17 protein-coding genes and 1 pseudogene are annotated in these 20,964 nt (G+C 68.6%); 14 read left to right on the top strand and 4 right to left on the bottom strand.

Features of this window, described 5'->3' with window-relative positions; all coding sequences use genetic code 11:
• Window positions 1-8: 8 nt before the first annotated feature.
• Window positions 9-527, bottom strand: a complete 519-nt coding sequence (locus JNUCC0626_RS26665; RefSeq protein ID WP_394613505.1) for a DinB family protein — start codon at window positions 525-527, stop codon at window positions 9-11.
• Window positions 528-706: 179 nt separating this feature from the next.
• On the opposite strand from JNUCC0626_RS26665, the gene JNUCC0626_RS26660 reads away from it, so the two are divergent.
• From JNUCC0626_RS26660 to JNUCC0626_RS26645, 4 genes are read left to right on the top strand one after another with little or no spacing between them, the layout of a single operon-like run.
• Window positions 707-1,291: a DinB family protein gene (locus JNUCC0626_RS26660; protein ID WP_394613504.1), complete on the top strand. Its 585-nt coding sequence runs from the start codon at window positions 707-709 to the stop codon at window positions 1,289-1,291.
• Between the two features lie 59 nt (window positions 1,292-1,350).
• On the top strand, window positions 1,351-1,842 hold the full coding sequence (locus JNUCC0626_RS26655) for a phosphatase PAP2 family protein (RefSeq protein ID WP_394613503.1): 492 nt from the start codon (window positions 1,351-1,353) through the stop codon (window positions 1,840-1,842).
• 8 nt (window positions 1,843-1,850) lie between these two features.
• The gene (locus JNUCC0626_RS26650; protein WP_394613502.1) at window positions 1,851-3,320 is read left to right on the top strand and encodes a sensor histidine kinase; all 1,470 of its coding nucleotides are present in this window, start codon (window positions 1,851-1,853) and stop codon (window positions 3,318-3,320) included.
• Window positions 3,317-3,967, top strand: a complete 651-nt coding sequence (locus tag JNUCC0626_RS26645) for a response regulator (RefSeq protein ID WP_394613501.1) — start codon at window positions 3,317-3,319, stop codon at window positions 3,965-3,967. Before JNUCC0626_RS26650 ends, JNUCC0626_RS26645 begins: the two co-directional genes overlap by 4 nt.
• A gap of 421 nt (window positions 3,968-4,388) precedes the next feature.
• Here JNUCC0626_RS26645 and JNUCC0626_RS26640 read toward each other — a convergent pair whose 3' ends face one another.
• Both JNUCC0626_RS26640 and JNUCC0626_RS26635 read right to left on the bottom strand, forming a co-directional pair.
• On the bottom strand, window positions 4,389-5,969 hold the full coding sequence (locus JNUCC0626_RS26640) for a solute symporter family protein (RefSeq protein ID WP_394613500.1): 1,581 nt from the start codon (window positions 5,967-5,969) through the stop codon (window positions 4,389-4,391).
• A gap of 3 nt (window positions 5,970-5,972) precedes the next feature.
• Window positions 5,973-6,389 (bottom strand): DUF485 domain-containing protein, encoded by a 417-nt coding sequence (locus tag JNUCC0626_RS26635; protein WP_394613499.1) that lies wholly within the window; start codon window positions 6,387-6,389, stop codon window positions 5,973-5,975.
• A gap of 298 nt (window positions 6,390-6,687) precedes the next feature.
• Here JNUCC0626_RS26635 and JNUCC0626_RS26630 point away from each other — a divergent pair.
• The 10 genes and pseudogenes from JNUCC0626_RS26630 to JNUCC0626_RS26590 all read left to right on the top strand — a co-directional run.
• Window positions 6,688-8,004: pseudogene (locus JNUCC0626_RS26630) on the top strand (OFA family MFS transporter); the annotation flags it as partial.
• Between the two features lie 128 nt (window positions 8,005-8,132).
• Window positions 8,133-8,243, top strand: a complete 111-nt coding sequence (locus JNUCC0626_RS50540) for an MFS transporter small subunit (protein WP_430623479.1) — start codon at window positions 8,133-8,135, stop codon at window positions 8,241-8,243.
• Window positions 8,243-10,333: a sensor histidine kinase gene (locus tag JNUCC0626_RS26625; protein WP_394613498.1), complete on the top strand. Its 2,091-nt coding sequence runs from the start codon at window positions 8,243-8,245 to the stop codon at window positions 10,331-10,333. Before JNUCC0626_RS50540 ends, JNUCC0626_RS26625 begins: the two co-directional genes overlap by 1 nt.
• Window positions 10,330-10,728 carry a roadblock/LC7 domain-containing protein gene (locus JNUCC0626_RS26620; protein ID WP_394613497.1) on the top strand — a complete coding sequence of 133 codons (399 nt, stop codon included), beginning with the start codon at window positions 10,330-10,332 and terminating at the stop codon, window positions 10,726-10,728. The genes JNUCC0626_RS26625 and JNUCC0626_RS26620 overlap by 4 nt, the downstream gene beginning before the upstream one ends.
• Window positions 10,725-11,267, top strand: a complete 543-nt coding sequence (locus JNUCC0626_RS26615; protein WP_394613496.1) for a DUF742 domain-containing protein — start codon at window positions 10,725-10,727, stop codon at window positions 11,265-11,267. Before JNUCC0626_RS26620 ends, JNUCC0626_RS26615 begins: the two co-directional genes overlap by 4 nt.
• Window positions 11,268-11,331: 64 nt before the next feature.
• Window positions 11,332-11,919: a nitroreductase family protein gene (locus JNUCC0626_RS26610; RefSeq protein ID WP_394613495.1), complete on the top strand. Its 588-nt coding sequence runs from the start codon at window positions 11,332-11,334 to the stop codon at window positions 11,917-11,919.
• Window positions 11,916-14,831, top strand: a complete 2,916-nt coding sequence (locus tag JNUCC0626_RS26605; protein ID WP_394613494.1) for an AfsR/SARP family transcriptional regulator — start codon at window positions 11,916-11,918, stop codon at window positions 14,829-14,831. Before JNUCC0626_RS26610 ends, JNUCC0626_RS26605 begins: the two co-directional genes overlap by 4 nt.
• A gap of 237 nt (window positions 14,832-15,068) precedes the next feature.
• The gene (locus tag JNUCC0626_RS26600) at window positions 15,069-16,748 is read left to right on the top strand and encodes an AfsR/SARP family transcriptional regulator (RefSeq protein WP_394613493.1); all 1,680 of its coding nucleotides are present in this window, start codon (window positions 15,069-15,071) and stop codon (window positions 16,746-16,748) included.
• Window positions 16,749-17,076: 328 nt separating this feature from the next.
• Window positions 17,077-17,709 (top strand): Uma2 family endonuclease, encoded by a 633-nt coding sequence (locus JNUCC0626_RS26595; RefSeq protein ID WP_394613491.1) that lies wholly within the window; start codon window positions 17,077-17,079, stop codon window positions 17,707-17,709.
• Window positions 17,710-17,837: 128 nt separating this feature from the next.
• Entirely contained in the window at window positions 17,838-19,970 is a 2,133-nt protein-coding gene (locus JNUCC0626_RS26590; protein WP_394613490.1) for a terpene synthase family protein, read from the top strand.
• On the opposite strand, the gene JNUCC0626_RS26585 is transcribed toward JNUCC0626_RS26590, so the two are convergent.
• A complete protein-coding gene (locus JNUCC0626_RS26585) occupies window positions 19,954-20,958 on the bottom strand; it encodes an alpha/beta hydrolase (protein ID WP_394622106.1) in 1,005 nt (334 codons plus the stop codon). The genes JNUCC0626_RS26590 and JNUCC0626_RS26585 overlap by 17 nt on opposite strands.
• Window positions 20,959-20,964 lie beyond the last annotated feature (6 nt).

Genomic DNA, 20,964 nt, shown 5'->3' with positions numbered 1-20,964 from the left:
GGTGTCGCCTAGCCCATCGTCTTCTGGCCGTCGATCGTCTCCCGGATGATGTCCGCGTGCCCGGCATGCTGCGAGGTCTCCGCCACGATGTGCACGAACACCCGCCGGGCCGACCAGGTCTTGCCCTCGGGGAACCAGGGCGCGGCCGGCAGCGCGTGCGACAGGTCCATGTCGACCGTCTCGACCAGCTTGTCGGTGTAGGCCGCGACCTCGTTGTAGCGGGCGATGATGCTCTCGAGCGTCTCGCCCGGCTCCATCCGGAAGTTCGCCTCGTGGTTCTCGTAGTCCGTCGACTCGGGGTCGGACTCCATGGCCGACGTGCCGTGCTCGATGAACTTGACCCAGTTCTCCTCGACCGACGCGACGTGCTTGATGAGCCCGCCGATGGACAGGGCGCTGGCGGTCGGGCTCGACGACGCCTGCTCGTCGGTGAGGCCCTGCGCGGTGAACGTCAGGAACCAGCGGTGCTGCCGCAGCGTCTCGAGGAGGTCCGCGCGCTCGCCGGTGAGGATCTCGGTGGTGGTCATCGCTTCTGTCCTTCGTTCGTTTGTCCCGACATGAAGGACTCTAGGACCACTTGAGGTCAGCTTGTGTCCTAGACGAACGGGCGCTCAAGCGGAACTTGAGCGAGATTCGAGCGATTCGGCGTTGACCTGGATCGGCACGAACGAGTGGGACTGTCAGACCCCGGCGCTACGGTCGGAGGATGATTGCCGACGACCTCCGCCACTACCTCCAGGAGTGCCGCGACTCGGTGGTCGGCTCGCTGGAGGGGCTCAGCGAGTTCGACGTCCGGCGCCCGCTCGTGCCCAGCGGCACCAACCTGCTCGGGCTGGTGAAGCACCTGACCGGAATCGAGTTCGGCTACCTGGGCGCCAGCTCGGGCCGGCCGGCGCCGTTGCTGCCCTGGGTCGAGGACGGCTCGATCTGGCAGAACGGCGACATGTGGGCCAAGCCGGACGAGAGCAGGGAGTACCTCTTAGATCTCTACCGGGCGGCCTGGCAGCACTCGGACGCGTCGATCGCGGAGTTACCGCTCGACGCGCCCGCGTCGGTCCCGTGGTGGCCGGAACACCGCAGAACCACCACGTTCGGGCACCTGCTCGCGCGGGTCACGGCCGAGACGGCGCAGCACGCCGGGCATTGCGACGTCGTGCGGGAGCTGATCGACGGGCGGTCCGGGGCGGACAACCCGGAGGGCTATTACGACCTGGTCCTGAGCATGGCGAGCGCCCCGACCACCGGGCCTGGTGCGGACCGAACAGACGCCGCATTCCCTGTCGAAAGTTAGGGTCAGCCGGTTCCGAAGGGCAGGGGCGCCCAGGTCGTCGTCTTCGTAGTTTCGGCTGGGTGACTTGGCTGACTGTGGGCACCGACGCGGTGCTCGGTGTGTTCGCGCTGATGTTCCTGATGCTGTGGTTTCAGCACAAACTGCGGGCGTTCCTCGCCGGTGCCGGGGTCGTGGTGGCGTACGCGATCAGCGAGGTGATCAAGCTGGTCGTGCGGGAGGACCGGCCGTGCCGCACCAGGCCGTCGATCGCGGAGTGCCCCGCGCCGGACGACTGGTCGTTCCCCAGCAACCACTCGGTGATCGCGGGTGCGTCCGCGATGGCGATCTTCATGCTGCACCGCACCTACGGCTGGATCGCGGCGGTGTGCGCGATCGCGGCGGCGGCGTCGCGCGTGGTCGTGGGTGTCCACTATGTACACGACGTGCTGGCCGGGCTCGCGCTCGGTGCGTTGGTGTCGTGGGCGATCGCGGTGCTGCTGAAGAAGAAGCTCCCGACGAAGGCGTCGCGCCCGGAGGAGGCGCCGACCGTGGTGATGCAGCGACTGCGATGATGGGTGCCGTGTGGTTGCGGCTGGTTCTGTGGGCGGGCTCGGGTTCACTGGTCGTCGCGGCGGCGGCGACGTCCCGTCCTGGCCGGCTCCCGGTCTGGGAGTTGTTGCTGTACCTGGTGATCCTCGCCGCCGCGTTCCTGGTCGTGCCCCGCAGACCGGCCGTGGCGCTGGGCCTGGGGCTCGGCGCCTGGCTGCTCTGCTACCTGCTGCGGGTCGAGTTCGACAGCGCCACCGGTGTGCTCGCGCTGGCACCGGCCCTGGCGTTGCTCAGCTTCCTCGCCGGACGGCACGCGCACGACCCGCGCGCGACCGCGATCACGTTGACCCTGGCGGAAATCGCCGGCGTGGTCGTGGCGCTGACCGAACGCGGTGGCTCGGACACCGCGCTGGCCGTCACGTCCGGCATCGGCGTGCTGGGCGTGGTGCCGTGGACGATCGGCCGTTTCCGCCGCCGCTACGTGGAACTCCAGGACGTCGGCTGGGAGCACGCGGCGTTGCTGGAACGCAGCGTCGAGAACGCCCGCAACGCCGAACGTGCCCGCCTGGCAGGCGAAATGCACGACCTGGTCGGCCACGAACTGGCCCGCGCAGCCCTGCTGACCGGTGCCCTGGAACTCGAACCCACCCTCACGTCCCAGCAACGCGAAGCGGCGAAAACGGCCCGTGCGAGCGTCACCGCCGCAGCCGAACGCCTGGCCGACGTCATGCAGGTGCTGCGCGCCGACGAGGACGAACCGGTGGCAACGCTGGAAGAAGTAGTGGCCAGAAGCGGCCTGAACGCAGCTCTCACCAACCACCGCGAAACCGCGATCGACGGCATCATCGCCCGCACCGTCCACCGCGTGACGGCCGAAGCGCTGACGAACGTGATCAAACACGCCCCAGGCGCCCACGTCACCGTCACCCTGACCGCGAACCTGGAACTCCGCATCACCAACGGCCCGGCCCCGCGCACCCACGCGGTGGGCAGCGGCAAGGGCCTGGTGGGCCTGGCCGAACGAGTGGCGCTGGTAGGCGGCTGGTTCGAAGCGGCCCCGTCCGACGACGGCGGCTTCGAAGTACGAGCCAAACTCCCAGAACGCCCACGCGCCAGCACCACCCCCACCCACGTCCGCCGCGAACGCACAGAGGAGGAGATCCGCAAGAGCGCGCGCAGAACGATGCTGATCACCTCAGTCGTGTGCGCAGGAATCGCCATCGGCGTCCCGGGCTACATGGTGTTCGACGCCGTGACGTCCGTCCTGACCCCGGCCCAGTTCGAACGGGCACAACTCGGGCAGGACGAGGACACCCTGGACCTCCCGCTCCGCACCCGAGTGGACAACCCGCTGGGCCTCACCGCACCCCCGAACACCGAGTGCCGCTACTACAGCACGCACCCCAACCCGTTCGACGGCGACCGCCACGACCTGCACCAACTCTGCTTCCGGAATGATCGACTCGTGTCAAAACAGTGGCTCGTCAGGAGAAGCGGTTGATCAGGGTCGTGCTGGCCGACGACGAACCGGTGGTCAGGTTCGGCGTGAAAGCGGTCCTGGCCACCGCAGGCGACGTCGAGGTGATCGCCGAGGCGGAGAACGGCAGCCAGGCCATCGACCTGGTGGCCCGCCACCGCCCAGACGTGGCCGTCCTGGACATCCGCATGCCGGTCTTCGACGGCCTGGACGCGGCCAAGGTGATCCAAGAGTGCCACCCGGACACCCGCACCCTGATGCTCACGACCTTCGCCGACGACGCCTACATCACCCGAGCCCTGGCCGAGGGCGCGGCAGGCTTCGTCCTGAAAACGGGCGACCCGCAGGAAATCATCTCGGGCGTCCGCGCCGTGGCAAGCGGCGGCGCGTTCCTCTCACCCCTGGTGGCCAAGCGCGTAGTGGACCAACTCTCCCACGCAAGGCCAAGACCGCTTGCCCAGCAACGAATCGAGGTCCTGACCGCCCGCGAGCGCGAGGTGCTGGGCCTGGTGGGGGCGGGCCTGTCGAACGCGGAGATCGCCGCGCGCCTCTACGTGGTCGAAGGCACCGTGAAGGTGTACGTGAGCACGATCTTCCGCCAGCTGGGGGTCCGGAACCGCGTGCAGGCAGCGATCATCGCGCACGAGTCGGGCATCATCCCGAAGGCCTAGGCGCACGCAACCGCAGTCGCGAACGCAAGGCGACCACCGTCTTGGCCAGGCGCGAGGTGCCAACCGGATAGCCGACATCGCAACCCCACCACCTACGAGTCCTGGCGTGGCGAAGCCGAAGGCGAGCCCGAACGGGCTGCTATCAGGTTGGGAACCGGTTTGCGCCGCTCATGGCGATTGGGGCTTGACTTTGGGTGCGAGGTGCTACCACTCGTGGCTCGGCCGGGCGCTTTTCAGCCCGGCCCTTTCCGGTCCGACCAGCGCCTCGCAAGGGCCCCGAAGTCAAGCCCCAATCGCAACCCCGCTCTTCGTCACTGCCTGATGGACCACCCTCGCAACCGCAGCCCAACCAACAGAACGCAACCCACCCCGCTCTGGAACAGGAACAGACCGCACGCACCCGGACCACAGCGGCCGAACCCTAGGTACGGGCACCGATCCCGGAGATCGCCCGAACCTCCATCTCAGCCGCCCGCCCATCCAACTCCGGCTCCCGCTTGGACAACACAGTCGCCAGGAACCCGCAAAGGAACGAGAACGGGATCGAAACCAACCCGGGGTTCCCCAACGGGAACCAAGCGAAGTCAACGCCGGGAAAGATCGAGGTCGAAGCCCCGGACATCACCGGCGAGAAGATGATCAGCACCAGACAGGACCCCAACCCGCCGTAGATGCTCCACAACGTCCCAACGGTGTTGAACCGCCGCCAAAAGATCGTGTACAGGATCGTCGACAGGTTGGCCGAAGCGGCAAGCGCCAACGCCAACGACACCAGGAACGCCACGTTCTGCCCGTTGGCCGCGATCCCACCGATGATCGACAACACGCCGACCACCACGGCAGTCAACCGGGCAACCCGGATCTCCCGCCGCGGCTCGGCGTTCCCGCGCTTGATCACGTTGGCGTACACGTCGTGCGCGAACGAAGCAGAAGCGGCCAACGTCAACCCGGCCACCACGGCGAGGATCGTCGCGAACGCCACCGCCGACACGACACCGAGCAGCACCGCCCCGCCGATCTCGAACGCCAGCAACGGCGCGGCGGAGTTCTCGCCGCCAGGAGCGGCGGCGATCTTGTCCGTGCCGACGAGAGCCATCGCGCCGAACCCGATGACCAGCGTGCACAGGTAGAAGATGACCATCGTCCAGGTCGCCCACACCACGGACCGGCGCGCCTCGGAGGCGTTCGGCACGGTGTAGAAGCGCATCAGCACGTGCGGCAGCGAAGCGATGCCGAGCACCAACGACAGGGCCAGCGACACGAAGTCCAGTTTGGACATCGCGCTGAAGCCGTACTTGGCGCCGGGGTCGAGGACCGCGTCGCCGAGCTTGTTGTTGTCGGTGGCCTGGTCCATGATCGCCGACAGCGAGAAGCCGAACTTGCCCAGCAGGAAGACGCTCATCAACGTCACGCAGAGCAGCAGCAGGACGGCCTTGATGATCTGCACCCAGGTGGTGCCCTTCATGCCGCCGACCAGCACGTAGAGCACCATGACCATGCCCACGAGGGCGATCAGGATCGCCTGGCCCCACTTCGAGGTCACGTTCAGCAGCAACGCGATCAGGCCGCCGGCGCCCGCCATCTGCGCGATCATGTAGAAGAACGAGATGACCAGGGTGGCGTTGGCCGCGGCCGCGCGGACCGGGCGTTGGCGCATGCGGAACGCCAGGACGTCGCCGACGGTGAAGCGGCCCGTGTTGCGCAGGCCCTCGGCGATCAGCAGGAGGCCTACGAGCCAGGCGACGACCCAGCCGACGGAGTAGAGGAAGCCGTCGTAGCCGTGGGCCGCGATGCCGCCGGAGATGCCGAGGAACGACGCGGCGGACAGGAAGTCGCCGGACAGCGCGACGCCGTTCTGGGCTCCGGTGAACGAGCTGCCCGCGGCGTAGTAGTCCGAGGCCGTCACGTTGCGGCTCGAGGCGCGGTAGACGATGTAGAGGGTGATCAGGACGAACACCGCGAAGACGCTGAGGTTCAGCACCGGGTTGCCGGTGGTGGGCATGCCTTACTCCTCGACGCCTGTCTTCTCTGCCAGCAATTTCCGCTGCGGGTCCAGCCGTCGCTTTGCGTAACGGGCATAACCGAGCGTGATGATGATCGAAGTCACAAACTGTCCGAGACCCAGCAGGATGCCCAGGTTGATCACGCCGATCACCTTGGTGCTGACGAAGTCTTTCGCGTACGCGGACAGCAGCACGAAGGTCAGGTAGGACGTGAGGAAAAGCGCGGTCATCGGGAAGATGAACGTCGTGAGACGGCGCCGAAGAGTGCGGAATTCATCGGTCTGGCGAATCGCCTCGAACTTCGGGTTGCCGTCGGAATCGACGTACGACAAAGTCTCGGGGTCGTCGAACGACGCGAAACCCCGGATTTCCCGGTACTCGTGGTGCGCTTCGCCAGGCGACCTCATCGCCTTGGTCATGTACCCCTGCCCCTCGTGTGCGGGCCCACTGTAGCGCTCTCACGTGTGCAGTCAACGTGCCGGAGACCCGTGAACCGGGCGAAACCGGACCAATGGCGGAGCGGGACCGGACCGAAACCGGACTGAAAACCGGTGAGCCCATTCGTCTCAAATGGTTCGAACCAGGGTTTGTGTCAAGTGGACGGTCAAGAGTTGCACCGTGTGCAACACCTGAAGTCTTGGTCAAGGCCGTTGTCGCACGTGTGCACCTGTCCTAGGATCGGCCGGTCCGCATTAAGTGGTGACGGTTGGGGATAAAGTGGGGTTCTTAGCGCGCGAACGCCAAGTCGCGCCTCCCGGATGGAACCGCTGGCTCGTTCCGCCCGCAGCTCTGGCGATTCATCTCTCCATTGGTCAGGCCTACGCCTGGAGCGTCTTCAAGACGCCGTTGGAGAAATCTCTGGGCATCACCGGAACGCAGTCCGCACTGCCGTTCCAGCTCGGCATCGTCATGCTCGGGCTCTCGGCCGCCGTGCTCGGCACGACGGTGGAACGCCGGGGTCCGCGCTGGGCCATGCTGATGTCCACCATCGCCTTCTGCTCCGGTCTGCTGATCTCGGCTCTCGGCGTGTGGGCCGGCCAGTACTGGGTCGTCGTGCTGGGCTACGGCCTCGTCGGCGGCATCGGTCTCGGCATCGGCTACATCTCGCCGGTCTCGACGCTGATCAAGTGGTTCCCCGACCGGCCGGGCATGGCGACCGGCATCGCGATCATGGGCTTCGGCGGCGGCGCGCTGATCGCGTCACCGTGGTCGACCTCGATGCTGACGGCGTTCGGCTCCACCACGTCGGGCATCGGCCAGGCCTTCCTCGTGCACGGCGTCGCGTACGCGGTCTTCATGAGCCTCGGCGTCCTGCTGATCCGCCTGCCCTCCAAGGAGTTCACCGCGGAGAAGGAGGCGCTGCTCAAGGACAAGCCGAAGGCGACGGTCTCGCACAACGTCTCCGCGAACAACGCGATCAAGACGCCGCAGTTCTGGCTGCTGTGGGTCGTGCTCTGCTTCAACGTCACCGCGGGCATCGGCATCCTGGAGAAGGCCGCCCCGATGCTGGTCGACTTCTTCAAGGAGTCCTCGACGCCGGTCGCCGCGACCGCCGCCACCGGCTTCGTCGCGCTGCTGTCGGCCGCGAACATGGCGGGCCGGTTCGTCTGGTCGTCCACTTCGGACATCGTGGGCCGCAAGAACATCTACCGCCTCTACCTCGGCGTCGGCGCGCTGCTCTACCTGGTGCTGCTGACCGTCGGCTCGACCAGCACGCCGCTGTTCGTGATCGCGGCGATGGTGATCCTGTCGTTCTACGGCGCGGGCTTCGCGACCGTCCCCGCGTACCTGCGAGACCTGTTCGGCACCTACCAGGTCGGCGCGATCCACGGCCGGCTGCTCACGGCGTGGTCCGTGGCCGGTGTCCTGGGGCCGCTGATCGTCAACGCCATCGCGGACGCCGGCAAGAAGGCCGGGCACACCGGTCCTGACTTGTACGCGACGTCGTTCTACATCATGATCTCGCTGCTGGTCGTCGGTTTCGTCGCGAACGAGTTGATCCGCCCGGTCAACCCGAAGTTCCACGAGCCGAAGGCCGCCGTCGAGGCAGACGAGCCGTCGCCCCAGGGTGACGACGACACCGTCGCCAAGTGGAACGAGGCCGAAGCCGCCGAGAAGGCCGACGCGGCCGCTAAGGAAGACGCGGAAGGCGTGGTGAAGAAGTGAGCTCCCAGCAGCGGTTGTTGCTCGTCGGTGCCTGGCTGTGGGTGGGGCTGCCCCTCGCCTACGGGCTGTACCGGCTCTTCCTGAACGCGGCCAAGCTCTTCGTCTGATGTTCACCAAGTTCGCCAACTGGCGCAACTGGCGCCTGCCGGTGAAGCTCGCCGCGGTGTTGATCGTTCCGGTCACCATCGCGGTGGGCGCCGGCGTCGTGCTCATCAACTCCCAGATCGAGCGCGCTGACTCCTACGCGGCGCTGCAACGGCTCGTGAAGGTCCGGGCCGCCCTCATCCCCGTGATCGAGGGCGTGCAGGCGGAACGGCGGATCGTCGCCGAGGGCGTCGGTCCGGAGGCCCTCTCCGAGCAGAGCAAGCGCACCGACGACGCCCGCGCGGTGCTGCGCGACCAGATCGGCAGGACCTCTCTCAGCGAGGTCGTGACCGCCCGCATCACCGAGGTCCAGAACCGCATCGGCGACCTGACGGTGTTGCGCGACCGCAGCAGCAACGACATCCCCGCGGTGATCAAGATCTACTCCGAGCTCACCGACTCGCTGCTCGACGTCGACGAGGTGATGGCCAGCGAGTTCGGCGACGCCGCCCTGCTGCGCACCGCGATGGGCCTGCACCACGTGGTGCACGTCCGCGACCAGGTGCTCTACCAGCAGGCCGTCGTGCTGTCCGGCCTCACCCGCGGCCAGCTCACCAACGCCGAGGTTCGCGCGCTGGTCGAGTCGAACGTCAAGCTCGGCTACATCGCGGACGAGTTCGCGGCCCTCGCGACGCCCGACCAGATGAAGGTCTACGGCAAGAACTTCAGCGGCCCGGACATCGAGGCCCAGCGCACGATGCTGGCCGCCGCCGTGCTGCACCCGACCTCGGACGCCGCGGCCACCGGCAACAACAACGCGAACAACCGGCCCAAGCCGTTGCCGATCGCGACGCAGGACTGGACCAAGGCCACCGGCGCCGTCGTCACGGCGATGGACAGCGTGGTCACCGGTCTGCAGGACGACCTGCGCAACACCGCGAACCGCCTGCGCGACGAGTCCAGCGACGCCGCCGGCACCGCGTCCGCGATCCTGTTCGCCAGCCTCATCCTGGCGGCCACGGTCGGCTTCGTCGTCGGCCGCTACCTGCTGCGCTCGCTGAACGCGCTGCGCCGCTCCGCGCTCGACGTGGCGTGGACCAAGCTGCCCGAGATGGTCGCGACCGGCCGCGGCAGCACCGAGATCGAGGCCGTCCCGGTCGACACGACCGAGGAGTTCGGCGAGGTGGCGCGCGCGTTCGACGCGGTGCACCAGCAGGCCGTGAAGTCGGTCATCGAGCAGGCGAGCATGCGCGCCAACATGCGCAACATCTTCGTCAACCTCTCGCGCCGCAGCCAGAGCCTCGTCGAACGCCAGCTCAGGCTGATGGAGGAGCTGGAGAAGTTCGAGGAGGACCCGGACCAGCTGGCGAACCTCTTCAAGCTCGACCACCTCGCGACCCGCATGCGCCGCAACAACGAGAACCTGATGGTGCTCTCCGGCGGCGACGTGGCCCGGCGGTTCCACCAGGCGATCCCGCTCACCGACGTGCTGCGCGCGGCGGCGGCGGAGATCGAGCAGTACCAACGGGTGATGGTGCACACCGCGCCCAACGCCGAGGTCGTCGGGTACGTGGCGAGCGACCTCGTCCGCCTGCTCGCCGAACTCCTCGACAACGCGACGTCGTTCTCGCCCCCGAACTCGCAGGTCGCGATCAGCGCGTCGATCGAGGCGGGCGACATCGTGCAGATCGACGTGGTCGACCAGGGCATCGGCATCGACCCCGAGGCACTCGCCGCGGTGAACCACCGCCTCGAGGCCGCGGGGGAGGGTGTCGACGTCGAGGTCTCCCGCGAAATGGGACTTTTCGTCGTCGGCAGGCTCGCCGCACGCCACCAGATCGTGGTACGTGTGGATGCCAAACAAGGTAAGGGGACTCGCGCGATCGTGTTGGTTCCGGCCGAACTGGCACCACGACGGGAAGAGTCCTGGGAGTCTTTCCGAGGGGAGGCGATCGAACGGCAGCAGGCGTCGTGGTTCCAGCAGACGAAAGCCGCCGCACCGCCACCTCCCCCCGCACCCGCACGCCAGTCGCCGGAATCGGCCCGAGGTTTCCTCAACGCCTTCCAGCGGGGTGTGCAACGCGGCCTTCCCGAAAACCAGGAGAGTCGATGAGCACGCAGGTGGACCAGTTCGGCTGGCTGGTCACCAACTTCGCCGAACGCACACCGGGCATCGAACACGCCGTGGTGATCTCGGCGGACGGCTTGGTGTTGATCTCGTCCTCGAAGCTGCCCGAGCACGTCGCACCGCAGTTCGCGGCGATCGTGGCGGGCGTGGTGTCCCTCGCCGAGTCGGCGTCGTACGTCTTCGCGGGCGACGCGGTCGTCCGCACCGTCGTGCAGATGGACAGGGGCGTCATGCTGCTGTCCTCGATCAGCGACGGCTCGGTCCTCGCGGTGCTGGCGTCGTCGTCCGCCGACGTCGCCCAGATCGCCTACGAGATGACCGTGGTGACGCGCCAGGTGGGCCAGATGCTCACACCGGAACTGCGGGCTGAGCTCGCATGAGCAGAGAGCCTGACGATCAGGTCAACTTCGGTGACCTGATCAGCGGTTTCAGCTTCGACAGCGAACGGATCCGCAGGCGCGGCAAGAAGAAGGCGCAGCGCGCGCCCGAACCGCCGCCGGAGCAGCCGGATCCGTACGCGACGGCGCCGTTCCAGCCGTTCCCCGCGGTACCGCCGCTGCCGTCCGTGGAGACCGGCTTCGACGCGTCGTCGTCGATCGTCCGCGCCTACGCGTGGACCGGTGGCCGCACGACGTCCGACGTGCACCTGGAGATCGAGACCCTGGTGTCGGTGAACGAGTTCTCGTCCACCGCGGTCCGGCCCGAGCACCAGGACGTGCTGGCGTTGTGCGCGCAGCCCCGTTCGGTGGCGGAGATCGCCGCCCTGCGCGGGCTTCCGCTGGGCGTCACGAAGGTGCTGCTCGGCGACATGGCCGGGCACGGGCTGATCGACGTGCACCGCACGGCGTCGTCGTTCGGCGGCGACCGGCCCGACGGCATGCTGCTCGAACGCGTTCTCGCCGGTCTGCGCAGGCTCTAGTGGTTCCAGGTGGGTGACCCCGGCCGCTGATACGGTCGGGGTCGACTCAACTCTGGGGGTAGACGTGGAGTTCCAGGACGTGGTCCGCCGTCGGCGGATGGTGCGCAAGTTCACCGACGAGCCCGTCAGCGAGGAGAGCGTCCAGCGGATCATGCGCAACGCCGTGCGCGGTCCGTCGGCCGGGTTCTCCCAGGGGCAGGGGTTCCTGGTGCTGCGGGGAGAGTCGCTGACGAAGTTCTCCGAGATGTTCGAGTGGTGGAGCGGTGAGGACGCGAAGAGCGCGCCGCTCGTCGTCATCCCGTTCTCGGCCAAGAAGGTCTACCTCGACCGGTACGCGGAGCCCGACAAGGCGTTCGCCGAGCTCACCGAGGACAGGTGGCCGGTGCCCTACTGGGACATCGACACCGGCATGGCCTCGCTGCTGATCCTGCAGACCGCCGTCGACGAGGGCCTCGGCGCGGTGTTCTTCGGGACGGACAGGGACACCTGGCCCGCGTTGCGCGAGGCGTACGGGGTGCCCGAGATGTACACGCCGATCGGTGTCATCGCGATCGGGCACTCCGCCGAGGAGGGCATCTCCGAGGGCGCCTCGCCGTTGCGGCGCAAGCGCAAGCCGCACGACGAGATGGTGCACTGGGACCAGTGGGCGTGAGGTCTTTCGGCCTCCTCGGGCCGTTGGACGTGGTGCTCGACGGGCGCCGCGTCCACGTCTCTCCCGGCAAGCGGCGTGTCGTGCTCGCGGCGTTGCTGATGCGCGCGGGCCAGGTGGTCGGCGTCGACGAACTGGTCGAGCTCGTCGGCGGATCGCGCAACGCCCTGCAGACCACGGTCGGGCGGCTGCGCGAGGCGTTGCCCGGCCTGGTGCTGACCAAGCCCGGCGGGTACCTGCTCGACGTGCGGCCGGACGAGGTCGACGTCCACCGGTTCGGCACGCTGGAGCCGAGTGCCGCGCTGGCGTTGTGGCGCGGCAGGCCGTTCGCGGACATCGGCAGCGACGCGCTGGAACGCGACCACGTGCCCGCGTTGACGGAGCAGTACCTCGCGGTGCTGGAGGCGCGGATCGAGGCCGATCTGCGGTCCGGCGCGCACGAGCGGCTGGTGCCCGAACTGCGGTCGTTGACGAGTCAGCACCCCACCAGGGAACGGATGTGGGCGCAGCTGATCGTGGCGCTGCACCGCTGCGACCGGCAGACCGAGGCGTTGCAGGCCTACGACGACATCCGCGGCCGGCTCGCCGAGGAACTCGGCCTCGACCCGGGCAAGGACCTGCAGAAGGCGCACCGGCAGGTGCTGACGGCGGACAACCGGCCGAGGGCGCGCAACGACCTGCCCGGCGACATCGCCGACTTCGCGGGCCGCGGCGAGGACCTGGACGAGATCATCGCCGCCGTGCCGTCCGGATGTGTCGCGATCACCGCGATCGACGGAATGGCGGGCATCGGCAAGACAACGCTGGCCGTGCGCGCCGCACATCGGCTCGCGGAGAGGTTCCCGGACGCGCAGCTGTTCGTGGACCTGCACTCCTACACCGAGGGCGTCGAGCCGCGCACGCCGTCGGACGCGTTGCTGGCGTTGCTGACCGCTTTGGGCGTGCCCGCGCAGGACATCCCGGACGGACTGGACGCGCGGGCCGCCCGGTGGCGCGCGGAAATGGCGCACCGCAAGGCACTCGTGGTGCTCGACAACGCGGGCAGCGCCTCCCAGGTCCGTCCACTGCTGCCCGGCACCGGTCTTGTGCTGGTGACCAGTCGACGCCGGCTCGTCGACCTCGATGCCGCGCACACGATCTCGTTGGACGTTCTGTCCGAGGAGGACTCACTGGCGTTGCTGGCGAGCATCTCCGGACGCGCGAACGTCGACGAGTCGGCACGCGAGATCGTCCGGCTGTGCGGCCATCTGCCGCTGGCGGTCCGGATCGCCGGTGCCCGCTGGCGCACCCGTCCGGCGTGGTCGGCGCGGGACCTGGTGCGCCGCCTGTCCGAGCACCGGCTGACCGAACTGGCCGCGGGCGAACGCAGCGTCGCGGGTGCGTTCTCGTTGTCGTACCAGCAACTCACGCCGCCGCAGCAACGGCTGTTCCGGCTGCTCGGGCTGCACACCGGCGAGGACTGGGACGCACACCTCGCGGCGGCCGTGATCGACTCGACGCGGGTGGAGGCCGAACGACTGCTGGAAGAGCTGTTGGACGCGCACCTGTTGCAGCAGAAGGAGAACGGCCGCTACCGCTTCCACGACCTGCTGGCCGACCACGCGAAGGCGTTGGTCAGGCCGGAGGAACGGGACGCGGCGATCGTCCGGATCCTCGACCACTACCTGCTCGGCGCGGAGAACTCGGCAGGGCAGATCGCCCCCGGCCGCCCGAAGTTCCACTCCGCCGTGACCCGTGTGCCGGTCGACCCGCCGGTGTTCACCACCCCGGTCGAGGCCCTCGTGTGGCAGGAGGCGGAACGGCACAACCTCAGGGCCGCCGTGTACCTGGCCGCGTACGAAGGGCACTACCAGCATGCCTGGCAACTGCCGAACAAGTTCGCGCACTACCTGTGGATGGGCGGATCCGGACGCGAACGCATCGAGCTGCAGAGCGTCGCGCTCGCGGCCGCACACGCGCTCGGCGACCTGAAGGCGCGTGCGGCAGCGCTGCGGGGCCTGGGGGCGGCGCACATGGACGACGGCAACCCGAAGGCCGAGCAACACCTGCGCGAGGCGATCGTCCTGATGAGGCAGATCGGCGACCTGCGCGGCGAGGGTTCGGCGACGGGGATGCTCGGCATGATCGCGCGCGAACGGCAGGACTACGACGAGTCGATGGAGCTTTTCCAACGCGGTCTCGTGCTCATGCGAGAGGCGGACGCGCCCACCGGAGTGGCCAACGCGCTGCACAACATCGGCATCAACCACGCGGAGCTGGGGCGGACCGAGCAGGCCTTGACGCACATGCTGGAAGCAGCCGAACTCGTGTCGGAACGGGGTGACGTCCGCGAGCTCGCGGTGACGTTGAACAACATCGCCCACGTGCACTTCGACGCCTTCCGGGACGACGAGTGCCTGGCCTGCATGGAACGGTCGCTCGCCGGCTACCGGGAGTGCGGTGACCGCAGGGGCGAGGCGCTCGCCCTGGCCGACTTCGCCCGGTGGCGCTACGAGATGGGCCACCACGCCGTCGCGGGGGCGCTGGCACGGGACGTCGCGAGGCTCTGCCGGGAGTACACGAACCTGCCGGACGACGAAGCCGTGCTGGCCGCGATGAGGGAGGGACGCGATCACGTAGGCCAGATGACGCTGTACTTCTCTCTGTCGCTCGAAGCCCTGACCGGCGGCCGGCCCGCCGAGTCGGTCGGCTACCTGAGGCGGTTCCGGGAACTGAGGACCACGCGCCGCTGGTGGAGCGAGGCACGCGTGCTCGATCAGTTCGCCGCCGCACACCTGGCGCTCGGCGACCGGGAGGCGGCCATCCGCTACGCGAAGCAGGCGGTGGAGGCGGCGGAGCGCCACCACCGGCCTCGTGTCCTCGCTGTCACGCGAGCCACGCTTGCTAGAGCGTCAGCCCCAGCACCACCAGCATGACCACGGCCGCCGCCACCACGGCGAACGCCACCCACTGCCCGACCCTGTCCCCGGTCCTGCGCATCTCCAGCTCCCCTCGGTGGTGAACACCACCGAGGGTCGGGAACGCCGCCCACACCTCGTCCCCACGGCGAGCACACGCCCGAATTCCGGAGACGGGCCGCAATGCTCGGAAACGGGGCGGTGGGCTCGCTCTCACGGCGGTGAGGCCGGAAAACTGGCCTACCGTGGCCGCCCGTGGACTTCGGGATTCTGGGGCCGGTGGAGGCTCGTGACGGCGCGGTGCGGCTCGAGCTGGGCGGGGTGCGCGGGCAGAAGGTGCTCGCGGCGCTGCTGCTCGCGCCCGACCGGGTGGTGCCGCTGACGCACCTCGTCGACGTCGTGTGGGACGGCGAGCCGCCCTCGACGGCCCGGCACCAGATCCAGAAGTCCGTCGGCGACCTGCGCGTCACCCTCGGGGCGCCGTCCGCGATCGTCACGGACGGGCCCGGCTACCGGCTGGTGCTCGGGTCGGCCGGGCTCGACGCGGTGGCGTTCGAACGGCACGTGGCCGCGGCGCGGGACGCCGAGCCCGCGGAGGCCGTGCGGGTGCTGCGGGCGGCCCTGGCGTTGTGGCGCGGGGCCGCGTTGGAGGGGATCACCAGCCGGGCGTTGCTGGCCGAGGCGCAACGGCTGGACGAACGCCGGATCGTGGTGGCGCAGCAGTGCTTCGCGATGCAGCTGGAACTCGGGCAGCACGCGCAGGTGGTCACCGACCTGTCCGTGCTGGTCGCCGCGAACCCGTTGCGCGAGCAGTTGGTCGAGCAGTTGATGACCGCGCTGCACCGGTCCGATCGGCAGGCCGACGCGCTGGAGCTCTACGACCGGACGCGCAGGCTGCTCGCGAGCGGGCTCGGCGTCGAACCGGGGCACGGGCTGCGCAAGGCGCACCAGGCGATCCTGAGCAAGCAGCGTTCGCCCGCGCCGGACGCGCCCGCGCAGCTGCCCGCTCGCCCGGCCGCGTTCGTCGGTCGCGAGTCCTGTGTGGACGAACTGGACGCGGGTGCGTTCGCGGTCATCACGGGTGGACCCGGCGTGGGCAAGACGGCGCTGGCCGTGCACTGGGCGCACCGGGTGCGCGACCGGTACCCCGACGGGCAGCTCTACGTGAACCTGCGGGCGCACGACGACGTTCCGGCCCCGACGGTCGCGGACGTGCTGGCCCAGTTCCTGCGCGCGCTCGGCGTCGCCCGGATTCCCGTGGAGACCGGGGAACGGGCGGGGCTGTTCCGATCGGTCCTCGCCGACCGCCGGGTGCTGATCGTGCTGGACGACGCGGCGAGCGAGGACCAGGTCCGGCCGTTGCTGCCGGGCACGCCGGGGTGCGCGGTGGTCGTCACGAGCCGCAACCACCTGCGCGGACTGACCGCCCTCGACGACGCCCACCCCGTCGAACTCGGTCTGCTGCCGCCGGACGAGGCGCACGCGTTGATCACCCGGCTCACCGGGGGAGAACCGGACGCCGTCGCCGAACTCGCCGCGGTGTGCGGGTACCTGCCGCTCGCGATCCGCATCGCCGTCGCGAACCTCGGGCCCGACCGGATCGCCGACGCCGTCGCGGAACTCGTGCGGGGCAACAGACTGGCGTTGCTCGCGATCAACGGCGACCGGCGGGCGGCGGTGACGGGAGCGTTCGAGCGGTCGGTGCGCGCGTTGCCGGCGGATGCGGCCAAGCTCTTCCGGCAGCTGGGATCGTTGCCCGGCAACGACTTCACCGCGCACACCGCGTCCGGCCTGATGGGCGTGGACGACGTGCGCGGGCCGCTGTCCTCGTTGGAGAGCGCGAGCCTGATCGAGGCGCACGGCCGCGGCCGGTTCCGGCTGCCGGACCTGCTGCACGCGTACGCGAGGTCGTTGGGTGAGACTGAGAAAGAGTGAACCCGGGTACTCCAGGAAATGCGTGCGGCCTTTTTGGATCTTGTGGAGGTGAGCTTGGTGTGAGCTATTGCTCCAACCGAGTGCTTGGCTCCCCCGTAAGATTCCGTTAGGGTCGCATTCGCGAGCAATTGGCAGGGTGGATGACGTTACCGAAAATCGCCCGAAAATTGATCAAAAATTAGCCACTTGTTCGATTGAAACCATCTTGCTGCTCCGTCCGGGTGAGAGTCTCCACGGCAGGACCATTCGCCGCTCACCTAGCGGGACGGTGGTGACGAAGACGTGTGCGTGCAGTGGTGCGGGGTCGGCCAAAAGGGGCTTGCGAGTCGTGAGAATCGGACCAGTCTTGTCTAATGGCATCGCCGGGACCCGTCCGGCGGACAGTGGCCTCGACACGGGGGTGGAACGCACCATGGGTGGTGTCCCGACGTTTCCCCACGGCAGACCGCTGACGTGGGCGGACTTGGAGGCGATGCCTGATGACGGGCACCGTTTCGAACTCGTCGACGGGGTGCTCGTCATGAGCCCCTCACCCCGACCGGTCCACCAGCGGGTCGTCGCCCGACTGCTGGTGGCGCTGACCGCTGCCTGCCCACCGGAGCTGGAGGTCCTCCCGGCCCCGGTCGACGTCGTGCTCGCCGACGACACGGTCTTCATCCCCGACCTGGTGGTGGGCCGGCGCGAGCAGTTCTCGAAGCAGGCGCTCATCGGGCCGCCGGTATTGGCGGTCGAGGTCTTGTCGCCGCGCACGCGACACGTCGACCTCGAACTCAAGCGGGCGAAGTTCCAGGAAGTCGGCTGCGCGAACTACTGGATGATCGACTACGACCAGCCGTGGCTGCGGTGCCTGCACCTCGAAAACGGCGTGTACGTCGAACAGGGCCGTTCCGACGGCGAAGAGATCATCGAACTGCAATTCCCGTTCGCGGTGAAACTCAGCGCTCAGTCGTTGGTGCGCTGACTCCGCTGGGCTGAACGGGCGACGCTCGTCCACGCTCGTGTGGATCAAGGTTTCACCATCTGGCGTTCTCGTGCGCCGGGCTGGTTGCGTGCAGTGCGTCCAGCCCGACGCGCGGAGGTCCAACGCACATGCAGCCGTTCCAGCTGCCGGAGTTCTACACGCCCCATCCGGCCAGGCTGAATCCGAACCTCGAACGCGCCCGCAGCCACACGAGGGCGTGGGCGCGCGAGATGGACATGGTCGAAGTGCCGCAGCACGGGACGGTCATCTGGACCGCCGAGGACCTGGAGTCGCACGACTACGCGTTGCTCTGCGCCTACACCCACCCCGACTGCGACGGCGAGACGCTCGACCTGATCACCGACTGGTACGTGTGGGTCTTCTACTTCGACGACCACTTCGTCGAGTTGTACAAGCGCAGCCCGGACATCGCGGGCGCGCAGGTCTACCTCGACCGGCTGCCGTTGTTCATGCCCGTCAACGGCGTCATCACGGCCACGCCCGAGAACCCCGTCGAGAAGGGCCTCGCGGACCTCTGGCGCCGCACGGTCGGCAGGCACTCGCTCGACTGGCGCGAACGGTTCGCCGCCAACACGAAGCACCTGCTGGACGAGTCGATGTGGGAGCTGCACAACATCAGCTCGAAACGGCTCTCCAACCCCATCGAGTACGTCGAGATGCGGCGCAAGGTCGGCGGTGCGCCGTGGAGCGCGAACCTCGTCGAGCACGCCGTCGGTCTTGAAGTGCCGGCGTCGATCGCGGGGTCACGGCCGATCGGGGTGCTGCGGGACACCTTCAGCGACGCCGTCCACCTGCGCAACGACCTGTTCTCGTACGAACGCGAGGTGTGCGACGAGGGCGAGCTGTCCAACGGCGTGCTGGTGTTCGAGAAGTTCCTCGGCCTGCCCACCCAGCAGGCCGCGGAGGCCGTCAACGACCTGCTGACGTCCCGGCTGCACCAGTTCGAGCACACGGCGCTCACGGAGGTGCCTCTGCTGCTCGACGAGCACGCCATCGACCCCATCGGGCGCGCGGCCGTCCTCGGGTACGTGAAGGGCCTGCAGGACTGGCAGGCGGGCGGGCACGAGTGGCACCTGCGGTCGTCCCGGTACATGAACTCGGCGCCGCAGAGGAGTCCTGGCGTTCTCGGGTCGTTCGCCAAGACGTTGCCGCAACGGCTGAGGCAGTTCTCCAGCACGCCGAAGACCGTCGAGCCGTACACGTTGCCGCGCTTCGACGTGCCGTTCCCGCTGGTCCTCGCGCCGCACCTCGACCAGGCCCGCGACGAGGTCGTCGCGTGGGCCGTCGAGCACGGCATGACCGGCGAGGGCGTCTGGACCGAGGCCAAGGTGCGCGGGTACGACTTCCCGCTGTGCTCGGCGGGCATCGACCCGGACGCGACGCCGCAGGAGCTGTTCCTGTCCGGCTGCTGGCTCACCTGGGGCACGTACGCCGACGACGTCTACCCGCTCTGGTACGGCACCTCGCGCAATCTCGCGGGAGTGAAAGCGCAAACGGCGCGGTTGAAGGCCTGCATGCCATTGGACCTGGTGCCGGTGGTCGTTCCCGCGAACGCGATGGAGGTGTCGCTCGCTGATCTCTGGCAGCGGACCGCGGGGTCGATGACCTCGGGTTTCCGTGCCACGTTCCGCGAGACCGTGGACGCGATGCTCGACGCCTGGGTGTGGGAAGTGATCAACATGCACTTCAACCGCATCCCCGATCCGATCGACTACGTGGAAATGCGGCGCAGCACGTTCGGTTCCGAGCTGACGACCTCGCTGTCGCGCTTCTCGCATTCCGCGACCGTGCCCGCCGAACTGTGGGGAACGCGGGTCGTGCAGACCATGGAGCGGTCCGCCATGGATTACTGCACGATGCTGAACGACGTCTTCTCGTACTCGAAGGAGATTCAGCACGAGGGCGAAGTGCACAACATGGTGCGGGTGGTCGAGAACTTCCTCGGGGTCTCCCAATCAAGGGCTTTCGAGATCACTTACGCGTTGATGGACGCCCGCCTCGACCAGTTCGTGAGGTCGGTGGAAACGGACCTGCCGCGCCTCTTCGAAGATCTCGCCCTCGACTCCGGGGCACGGGCCGGGCTGACCCGGTACGCCGACGAGCTGAAGGACTGGATCGTCGGGATCATCCACTGGCACCAGGAAACCAGCCGCTACGACGAGACCGGCGGGTACCCGGTGTTCCACCAGGGACCGTCCGGCCTCGGCACGTCGTCGCTGAGCTTCACATCCCGAACTTAGAGCTCAGCCAGGCGCGGGTCGCCGCTCGGTAGTCCTCCGCGTTGCGGTGCAGGCCGAGCGAGTGCCCCGCGCCGGGCAGCACGTACGTCTGGAGCTGCGCTTCCGGTGCGTAGTAAGGGGCTTCCTGAGCGCGCAACGAGGTCGCGTTGGAACAGTCGCGCAACGCCAACAGGCCGCAGAACAACACGTCTTCGCTGCCGACCGCCTGGAACACCGGGACGGTGATGCCGAGCGTCGTCGGCAGCACGATGCCGAACACCGCCACGGTTCCCATGCCCGGTACGGAAACCTGGTCCTTCGTGGCCTCGTCCGCGTTCACCACGGCCTGGTCGGCGTCGCCCATCGCGTAGAACAACCCGGCTCGTGCGCCCGGCCGGGTCGTGAAGTAGAGCGGGTCGCTGCCCAGCCGTGCCAGCACGTTGTCCAGGAACGCGGGCTGAAGTCCCAGTGCCGCACCGAGAGCGAGCACCGGGACGGCGGGCATGTGCGTCATGCCGGACAACACGACGCCGTCGACGTCGCGGTAGGTCGCGGCCTCCAGCGCGACGATGCCGGAGCCGACGGAGTGCCCGACGATGACGACCTTGCGGTACGCCGTACCGCCGACGCGTCCGGCCCGCAGGTGCTGCACGACCTCGTGCATCGACCGGGCCTCGACGGAGATCAGCAGCGGCAGGCTCAGCGGGTGCGACGAGGCACCGGTGCCGAGCCGGTCGACGGCGAACGTCGCCCTGCCTTCGCGCGCCATCGTGCGTTGGTACGAATAGGACTCCGGCACACCCGGCAGGTCCCAGTACGCGCGGTTGTACGTGCCGCCGTGCACCAGGAGTTGGACGGTGTCCGGGTTCGCGCCCGCGGGCTTGCAGAGCTGACCGGAGACCGTCGCGGTGCCGTTCGGCCCGGCCACCGGGAGCGTCGTGAGCGAGCAGTCGGCACCGGAGGCGTGCGCGGCGGGCGTGAGCGACGTCAGCGCCAGCACGGCCGCCAGAACGGG

It is taken from the genome of Lentzea sp. JNUCC 0626, from assembly GCF_043632865.1.
Classification (GTDB): Bacteria; Actinomycetota; Actinomycetes; order Mycobacteriales; family Pseudonocardiaceae; genus Lentzea.
Note: the sequence above shows the minus strand (reverse complement) of the source record. Positions and strands in the feature narration are given on the sequence as shown.

Excerpts from the sequence above, each read along its gene's own strand:
- JNUCC0626_RS26590 (WP_394613490.1), top strand. The coding sequence starts at position 17,838 with ATGCAGCCGTTCCAGCTGCCGGAGTTCTACACGCCCCATCCGGCCAGG.
- JNUCC0626_RS26640 (WP_394613500.1), bottom strand. The coding sequence starts at position 5,969 with ATGCCCACCACCGGCAACCCGGTGCTGAACCTCAGCGTCTTCGCGGTG.
- JNUCC0626_RS26625 (WP_394613498.1), top strand. The coding sequence starts at position 8,243 with ATGTTCACCAAGTTCGCCAACTGGCGCAACTGGCGCCTGCCGGTGAAG.
- JNUCC0626_RS26635 (WP_394613499.1), bottom strand. The coding sequence starts at position 6,389 with ATGACCAAGGCGATGAGGTCGCCTGGCGAAGCGCACCACGAGTACCGG.
- JNUCC0626_RS26615 (WP_394613496.1), top strand. The coding sequence starts at position 10,725 with ATGAGCAGAGAGCCTGACGATCAGGTCAACTTCGGTGACCTGATCAGC.
- JNUCC0626_RS26660 (WP_394613504.1), top strand. The coding sequence starts at position 707 with ATGATTGCCGACGACCTCCGCCACTACCTCCAGGAGTGCCGCGACTCG.
- JNUCC0626_RS26620 (WP_394613497.1), top strand. The coding sequence starts at position 10,330 with ATGAGCACGCAGGTGGACCAGTTCGGCTGGCTGGTCACCAACTTCGCC.
- JNUCC0626_RS26665 (WP_394613505.1), bottom strand. The coding sequence starts at position 527 with ATGACCACCACCGAGATCCTCACCGGCGAGCGCGCGGACCTCCTCGAG.